Here is a 7,967-nt window from a genome sequence, read left to right on the forward strand (position 1 = left end):
GCGTTATGAAAATAAATGTCTATACAACCCATGACAAGTTGAACGCTATGACTGAAGCCACCTCCGAACGCGTTATCTGGCGAAACGCCCGTCTCGCCACCCTGAACCCTGATGCTTCCCAACCGTACGGTCTGCTGGAGCGCCACGCGCTGCTGGTGCGCGACGGTCGCATTGCGGCGATCGTCCCCGAAGATGACCTCCCCAGCGGGCGCAGGATCGATCTCGAAGGCCGGCTGGTCACGCCGGGATTAATCGACTGCCATACCCACCTGATCTTCGGCGGCAGCCGGGCGCAGGAGTGGGAGCAGCGGCTGAACGGCGTCTCCTATCAGACCATCAGCGCCAGCGGCGGGGGGATTAATGCCACCGTGCGCGCCACCCGCGACAGCAGCGAAGCTGAATTACTGGCGCTGGCGCAGCCGCGTCTGGCCCGCCTGCTGCGTGAAGGGGTGACCACCCTGGAGATCAAATCCGGCTACGGTCTCGATCTGCAAAACGAACGCAAAATGCTGCGGGTCGCCCGCCAGCTGGCGCGTGATAACGCGGTGGAACTCTCGGCGACGCTGCTCTCCGCCCACGCCACGCCGCCGGAATATCAAGGCGACGCCGACGGCTATATTACGCTGGTCTGCGACACTATCCTGCCGACGCTGTGGCGGGAGGGACTGTTTGAAAGCGTTGACGTCTTCTGCGAAAACGTCGGCTTCAGTTCGCAGCAAACCGAGCGGGTGTTTCAGGCGGCGCAGGCGTTGGGCATTCCGGTTAAAGGTCACGTTGAGCAGCTCTCCTCGCTGGGCGGCGCCCAGCTGGTGAGCCGTTATCACGGACTGTCCGCCGACCATATTGAATATCTGACGGAAGAGGGGGTGGCGGCGATGCGCGAAAGCGGCACCGTGGCGGCCCTGCTGCCCGGCGCGTTTTACTTCCTCAATGAAACCCGCAAACCGCCGGTGGAACTGCTGCGCAAGTACCAGGTGCCGATGGCGGTGGCGACCGATTTCAACCCCGGCACCAGCCCCTTCGCCAGCCTGCATCTGGCGATGAATATGGCCTGCGTCAAGTTTGGTTTAACGCCGGAGGAGGCGTGGGCCGGCGTGACGCGCCATGCCGCGCGGGCGCTGGGGCGGCAGAACAGCCACGGTCAGCTGGCGGCGGGCTTTGTAGCGAACTTTGCCATCTGGGATGCCGAGCATCCGGTCGAGATGGTGTATGAGCCGGGGCGCAGTCCGCTCTGGGGACGCGTGGTACAAGGAGAATGGCAATGATGCTGTGGCAAGCTACGCCCGCCAACCTTTGGCAGGGGCGCGATGATAGTGCGGAAGCGCCGAATGCGCTGCGCCTGTTTCAGACCATCCCCCGCGCGGAACGCTTCGCGCCGCAGGCGCTGCCCGGCGATATCGCGCTGCTTGGCTTCGCCTGTGACGAAGGCGTCCGGCGCAACAAAGGGCGTACCGGAGCGGCTGACGGCCCGGCGACCCTACGCCGGGCGCTGGCCAATATGGCCAGCCATCAGGGCCACGACCGCTGCGTGGATATGGGCACGATTAGCGTCGATGGCGAACAGCTGGAAGCCGCGCATCAGGCGCTGCGCGAGGCGGTGACCGCCTGCCAGCGCGCCGGGAAACGCACGCTGGTTCTGGGCGGCGGCCACGAGACCGCCTTCGGTCATGGCGCGGGGGTACTGGATGCCTTCCCGGGCGAAAAAGTGGGCATTATTAATCTCGATGCGCATCTTGATCTGCGCGTTGCCGAGCGCGCCAGCTCCGGGACGCCGTTCCGCCAGCTGGCGCTGGAGTGTGACGCGCAGCAGCGCGCTTTTCACTATACCTGCATCGGCGTCAGTCGGGCGGCCAACACCCAGGCGCTCTGGGAGGAAGCGGCGCGGCGCGAGGTGGCTATCGTGGAGGATCTCCAGGTGCTGGAGGCCTTCGAAACCCGGGTGCTGGCGGAGCTTGAGCGCAACATCGCGCAGTACGATCGTCTGTATCTGACCATCGATCTGGACGTGCTCCCGGCGCGGGAAATGCCGGCGGTGTCGGCCCCGGCGGCGCTGGGCGTGCCGCTGGCGACCCTGCTGCGCATCGTTGAGCCGCTGTGCCGCAGCGGTAAGCTGCAGGCGGTGGATCTGGTGGAGTTCAACCCGCAGTTTGACATTGACGGTCAGGGCGCCCGCGCGGCCGCCCGTCTGGCATGGCAAATCGTCCATTGGTGGCAGTAGCCATTCCGGTATATTCTGGGTGTTTCGCCGCCCATTTTGCAAAAGGAAAGCCAGGCTATGTTTTCACAGCAACCCCGTTCCGCGCCCGCGCCTTTTTATGAGAAGGTGAAGCAGGCTATCGGTGAAAAAATTCACAGCGGCGTCTGGCGACCGCATGACCGTATCCCTTCCGAAGCGGAGCTGGTGGCCCAGTTCGGCTTCAGCCGGATGACCATCAACCGCGCGCTGCGCGAGCTAACGGATGAAGGCCTGCTGGTCAGGTTGCAAGGGGTGGGGACCTTTGTCGCCGAGCCGAAAGGGCAGTCGGCGCTGTTTGAGGTGCGCAGCATTGCCGAAGAAATTATTGCCCGTCACCATCAGCACCGCTGCGAGGTACTGCTGCTGGAGGAGACCCGGGCGGATCATATTCAGGCGGCGGCGCTCAGCGTAGCGGAAGGCACCCGCATCTTTCACTCGCTGATGGTGCATTACGAAAACGAGGTGCCGGTGCAAATCGAAGATCGCTGCGTTAATGCCGCGGTGGTGCCGGACTATCTCCAGCAGGATTATACCGCCACCACGCCCCATGATTATCTGTCGCTGATCGCCCCGTTAACAGAAGGTGAACATATTGTTGAAGCGGTGCAGGCCACGGCGGAAGAGTGCGCGCTGCTGCATATTCACGCCCACGATCCCTGCCTGCTGATCCGCCGCCGCACCTGGTCGACAACCCACATCGTCTCCCACGCGCGCTTGCTGTTTCCCGGTAGCCGCTATCGTCTGCAGGGCCGCTTTGGCTCCTGATCCACGCTGGCGTCAGCAAAACGTGATTGCTGACGCAATATAACAAAATTGTATCATTTCTGTTAAATCCTGGCTTGCGTATGCTTGTATATACAAGTATATGTATCTACGTAAACAACGTTCATTGTCAGGAGAAACCCCGATGTCGCAAAGCAAATATCGCCAGCTGGACGTCCGTGCGCCAAGAGGCACGACGCTGACCGCGAAGAGCTGGTTGACCGAAGCCCCGCTGCGTATGTTAATGAATAACCTCGATCCCGATGTCGCCGAAAACCCGCACGAACTGGTGGTCTATGGCGGTATTGGTCGCGCAGCGCGCAACTGGGAATGCTATGACGCTATCGTGAAGGCGCTGAAGAACCTGGAAAGCGACGAGACCCTGCTGGTCCAGTCCGGCAAGCCAGTGGGCGTTTTCAAAACCCATGAACACTCGCCGCGCGTGCTGATCGCTAACTCCAACCTGGTTCCGCACTGGGCGACCTGGGAACACTTTAACGAGCTGGATGCCAAAGGGCTGGCGATGTACGGCCAGATGACCGCCGGCAGCTGGATCTACATTGGCAGCCAGGGCATCGTCCAGGGCACCTACGAAACCTTCGTCGAAGCCGGTCGCCAGCACTATCAGGGCAGCCTGAAAGGCCGCTGGGTGCTAACCGCCGGGCTGGGCGGCATGGGCGGCGCGCAGCCGCTGGCCGCGACGCTGGCCGGCGCCTGCTCGCTGAATATTGAATGCCAGCAGAGCCGCATCGATTTCCGTCTGCGCACCCGCTACGTGGACGAACAAGCCACTTCTCTGGATGACGCCCTGGCGCGTATCAAGAAATACACCGCCGAAGGCCGGGCTATCTCCATCGCGCTGTGCGGCAACGCCGCGGAGATCGTGCCGGAGCTGGTGAAACGCGGCGTGCGCCCGGATATGGTCACCGACCAGACCAGCGCCCACGACCCGCTGCACGGCTATCTGCCGAAAGGCTGGAGCTGGGAAGCGTATCAGCAGAAAGCTGAATCCGATCCGCAGGGCACCATTCTGGCGGCGAAACGCTCGATGGCCGACCACGTGCAGGCGATGCTGGCCTTCCATGAGATGGGGGTGCCGACTTTCGACTACGGTAACAACATTCGCCAGATGGCTCAGGAAGTGGGCGTCAGCAACGCCTTCGATTTCCCGGGCTTCGTGCCGGCCTATATCCGCCCGCTGTTCTGCCGCGGTATCGGTCCGTTCCGCTGGGTGGCGCTCTCCGGCGATCCGCAGGATATCTACAAGACTGACGCGAAAGTGAAAGAGATCATCAAGGATGATAAGCATCTGCACCATTGGCTGGATATGGCGCGCGAGCGCATAAGCTTCCAGGGACTGCCGGCGCGTATCTGCTGGGTCGGTCTGGAATGGCGGCAGAAGCTGGGCCTGGCGTTTAACGAAATGGTGCGCAGCGGCGAAGTCTCCGCGCCGATCGTGATTGGCCGCGATCATCTTGACTCCGGCTCCGTCGCCAGCCCGAACCGCGAAACCGAAGCGATGCGCGACGGCTCTGACGCGGTCTCTGACTGGCCGCTGCTGAATGCGCTGCTCAACACCGCCAGCGGCGCGACCTGGGTGTCGCTGCACCACGGCGGCGGGGTAGGCATGGGCTTCTCGCAACACTCCGGGATGGTTATCGTCTGCGATGGCACCGATGAAGCGGCAGCGCGTATCGCCCGCGTCCTGCACAACGACCCGGCCACCGGCGTGATGCGTCATGCCGACGCGGGGTACGAGATTGCCATTGAATGCGCGGCAGAACAGGGTCTGAATCTTCCGATGGTGGCGGCAACGCAGGGGAACGCGAAATGAAATCTTTAACTCTGATCCCGGGTCAACTCAGCCTGTCGCAGCTCCGCGACATCTACAGCCACCCGGTGAATATTACCCTCGACAGCGGCGCGTTTGCCGCCATTGACGAGAGCGTGGCCTGCGTCAACGCTATCCTTGCCGAAGGGCGGACCGCCTACGGCATCAACACCGGTTTTGGCCTGCTGGCGCAGACCCGTATCTCGACGGAAGATCTGGAGAACCTGCAGCGTTCGCTGGTGCTGTCCCATGCGGCGGGCGTTGGCGAGCCGCTGGACGATGACCTGGCGCGCCTGATTATGGTGCTGAAGATTAACAGTCTGTCCCGCGGATTCTCAGGGATCCGCCTGAGCGTGATCCAGGCGCTGATTGGCCTGGTGAATGCCGGCGTGACGCCGTGGATCCCGGCGAAAGGCTCCGTCGGCGCCTCCGGCGACCTCGCGCCGCTGGCCCATATGTCGCTGACCCTGCTTGGCGAAGGTAAAGCGCGGGTACGCGGCGGCGACTGGCTGCCGGCCACCGAAGCGCTGCGCCAGGCGGGGCTGGAGCCGATTACCCTGGCGGCGAAAGAGGGGCTGGCGCTGCTCAACGGCACCCAGGCGTCGACCGCTTTTGCCCTGCGCGGTCTGTTCGAAGCCGAAGATTTGTTCGCCTCCGCGGTCGTCTGCGGGGCGTTAACCACCGAAGCGGCGCTGGGCTCCCGTCGTCCGTTTGATGCGCGCATCCATGAAGTGCGCGGCCAGCGCGGGCAGATTGACGCGGCGGCGCTGTATCGCCATCTGCTGACCGACGACAGCGCGATCTCGCTGTCGCACCATAACTGCAGCAAGGTGCAGGACCCGTACTCCCTGCGCTGTCAGCCGCAGGTGATGGGCGCCTGCCTGACCCAGATCCGCCAGGCGGCTGAGGTGCTGCTGGCCGAAGCCAACGCGGTGTCCGATAACCCGCTGGTCTTCGCCGCCGAGAATGACGTGATCTCCGGCGGTAACTTCCACGCCGAGCCGGTGGCGATGGCGGCGGATAATATCGCGCTGGCGATTGCCGAAATCGGCTCGCTCTCCGAGCGTCGCATCGCGCTGATGATGGACAGCCATATGTCGCAGCTGCCGCCGTTCCTCGTCAAAAACGGCGGGGTGAACTCCGGGTTTATGATTGCCCAGGTCACGGCGGCGGCGCTGGCCAGTGAAAACAAAGCGCTGTCGCACCCGCACAGCGTCGACAGCCTGCCGACCTCCGCCAACCAGGAAGATCACGTCTCGATGGCGCCGGCGGCCGGTCGCCGCCTGTGGGCGATGGCCGAGAACACCCGCGGCGTACTGGCCGTCGAGTGGCTGGCGGCGGCGCAGGGGCTGGATATGCGCGAAGGGCTGACCACCAGCCCGCTGCTGGAAGAGGCGCGCCATCTGCTGCGCGAACGCGTCCCTCACTATACGCAGGATCGCTACTTCGCCCCGGATATCGATAATGCCATTGCGCTTCTGGCGGCCCGTCACCTGACGCGTCTGCTGCCTGCCGTACTGCCAGGCCTGCACTAATCACCGTTGTTCTCTGTACCCGCGTCGGGGGAAATCATTCCCCCGACCGCCCTACATCGCATATTTGTCGTCAAATAAAAAAACCAGGACACCTGTATATGCAACAACAACACAAGCCACATCTGCTGCGCGGGCTCAATGCCCGGCACATTCGATTTATTGCGCTCGGCTCCGCGATCGGCACCGGGCTGTTCTATGGCTCGGCTTCCGCCATCAAGGCGGCGGGCCCGGCGGTGCTGCTGGCCTATTTGATTGGCGGCGCGGCGGTGTTTATCGTCATGCGCGCGCTGGGCGAGATGGCGGTGCGCAACCCGGTTTCCGGCTCCTTCGGCAGCTATGCCCGCCAGTATCTCGGCCCGCTGGCCGGGTTTATTACCGGCTGGACCTACACTTTTGAAATGGTGATCGTCGCCCTGGCCGACGTGACCGCCTTCGGCATCTATATGGGATTGTGGTATCCCGATGTCCCGCGCTGGATCTGGATCCTCAGCATCATCTTCTTTATCGGCGCCATGAACCTGTGCAACGTGCGGGTGTTCGGCGAGATGGAGTTCTGGCTGTCGCTGGTGAAGGTGGTGGCGATTATCGCCATGATGCTGGCGGGGGCGGGGATCATCTTCTTTGGTTTCGGCCATAGCTTCCCGGCCACCGGGCTGGAAAATCTCTGGAGCCACGGCGGCTTTGCCCCTAACGGCTGGCAGGGCGTTATCGCTTCGCTTGGCATCGTGATGTTCGCCTTCGGCGGGGTGGAGATTATCGGCGTCACCGCCGCGGAAGCGAAGGATCCGAAGAAGGTCATCCCGCAGGCCATCAATACCATTCCGCTGCGCATTATCCTGTTCTACGTCTGCACCCTGGCGGTGCTGATGGCGATTTTCCCGTGGAACAGCTTTGGCGAGCAGGGGAGTCCGTTTGTGCTGATTTTCGACGGTCTGGGGATCCCGGCGGCGGCGACAATCCTTAACATCATCGTGATCAGCGCCAGCATCTCGGCGATTAACAGCGATATCTTCGGCGCCGGACGCATGATGTACGGCATGTCGAAGGAGGGGCTGGCGCCGAAAAGCTTCCAGCGCATCGCCAGCAACGGCGTACCCTGGATGACGGTGGTGGTCATGGGCGGCGCGCTGCTGGCGGCGGTGGTGCTGAACTATCTGATCCCCGAGCAGGTATTTGTGCTGATTGCTTCGCTGGCGGCATTCGCCACGGTGTGGGTATGGCTGATGATCCTGCTGTCCCATTTCGCCATGCGCCGTAGTTTGTCTGCCGAAGAGCGCAGCCAGATTGCCTTCCCCGTTCCGTTCTGGCCGGTGGCGCCGCTGTTAACGCTGCTGTTTATGGGGCTGGTCATCGCTGTGCTGGGGATGTTTGCCGAGACGCGGATGGCGCTGATCGCCGGCCTGGTCTGGCTCGGGCTGCTGACGGTGGTGTGGTACGCGCGGGTGCGTAAAACCGCGCTGCAGGTTGTCACTGAGCAGTAAATCAGATCTCCCCGGCGGCGCGGCGCTTGCCGGGGCGACGAGGTGTAGACCTGGGAGAGGCCCCTCCAGGCCGGGTAAGGCGCAGCCGCCACCCGGCACAAAATCGGCTCTGTGCCTGCTGT

Annotated in this window: 6 protein-coding genes; all 6 read left to right on the forward strand. The window is 63.0% G+C overall.

The window, feature by feature from the left end:
* The first annotated feature begins 5 nt into the window (after window positions 1-5).
* The 6 genes from hutI to ABLV54_RS07985 all read left to right on the forward strand — a co-directional run bounded on the left by hutI (window position 6) and on the right by ABLV54_RS07985 (window position 7,845).
* Window positions 6-1,265, forward strand: coding sequence for an imidazolonepropionase (hutI, locus tag ABLV54_RS07960; RefSeq protein ID WP_072096466.1), 1,260 nt, complete (start codon window positions 6-8; stop codon window positions 1,263-1,265).
* On the forward strand, window positions 1,262-2,218 hold the full coding sequence (gene hutG, locus ABLV54_RS07965) for a formimidoylglutamase (protein WP_048334463.1): 957 nt from the start codon (window positions 1,262-1,264) through the stop codon (window positions 2,216-2,218). The genes hutI and hutG overlap by 4 nt, the downstream gene beginning before the upstream one ends.
* Before the next feature lie 57 nt (window positions 2,219-2,275).
* Window positions 2,276-3,001 carry a histidine utilization repressor gene (locus ABLV54_RS07970; RefSeq protein WP_023288907.1) on the forward strand — a complete coding sequence of 242 codons (726 nt, stop codon included), beginning with the start codon at window positions 2,276-2,278 and terminating at the stop codon, window positions 2,999-3,001.
* A gap of 142 nt (window positions 3,002-3,143) precedes the next feature.
* The gene (gene hutU / locus ABLV54_RS07975; protein ID WP_023288908.1) at window positions 3,144-4,832 is read left to right on the forward strand and encodes a urocanate hydratase; all 1,689 of its coding nucleotides are present in this window, start codon (window positions 3,144-3,146) and stop codon (window positions 4,830-4,832) included.
* Window positions 4,829-6,364 (forward strand): histidine ammonia-lyase, encoded by a 1,536-nt coding sequence (gene hutH, locus ABLV54_RS07980; protein ID WP_023288909.1) that lies wholly within the window; start codon window positions 4,829-4,831, stop codon window positions 6,362-6,364. Before hutU ends, hutH begins: the two co-directional genes overlap by 4 nt.
* A 98-nt stretch (window positions 6,365-6,462) precedes the next feature.
* Window positions 6,463-7,845 carry an amino acid permease gene (locus ABLV54_RS07985; RefSeq protein ID WP_023288910.1) on the forward strand — a complete coding sequence of 461 codons (1,383 nt, stop codon included), beginning with the start codon at window positions 6,463-6,465 and terminating at the stop codon, window positions 7,843-7,845.
* Window positions 7,846-7,967: the final 122 nt, after the last annotated feature.

Origin of the sequence: Klebsiella sp. JB_Kp042 (assembly GCF_040065275.1) — a bacterium.
GTDB classification, from domain to species: Bacteria; Pseudomonadota; Gammaproteobacteria; order Enterobacterales; family Enterobacteriaceae; genus Klebsiella; species Klebsiella quasipneumoniae.

Excerpts from the sequence above, each read along its gene's own strand:
- hutI (WP_072096466.1), top strand. The coding sequence starts at position 6 with ATGAAAATAAATGTCTATACAACCCATGACAAGTTGAACGCTATGACT.
- hutG (WP_048334463.1), top strand. The coding sequence starts at position 1,262 with ATGATGCTGTGGCAAGCTACGCCCGCCAACCTTTGGCAGGGGCGCGAT.
- ABLV54_RS07970 (WP_023288907.1), top strand. The coding sequence starts at position 2,276 with ATGTTTTCACAGCAACCCCGTTCCGCGCCCGCGCCTTTTTATGAGAAG.
- hutU (WP_023288908.1), top strand. The coding sequence starts at position 3,144 with ATGTCGCAAAGCAAATATCGCCAGCTGGACGTCCGTGCGCCAAGAGGC.
- hutH (WP_023288909.1), top strand. The coding sequence starts at position 4,829 with ATGAAATCTTTAACTCTGATCCCGGGTCAACTCAGCCTGTCGCAGCTC.
- ABLV54_RS07985 (WP_023288910.1), top strand. The coding sequence starts at position 6,463 with ATGCAACAACAACACAAGCCACATCTGCTGCGCGGGCTCAATGCCCGG.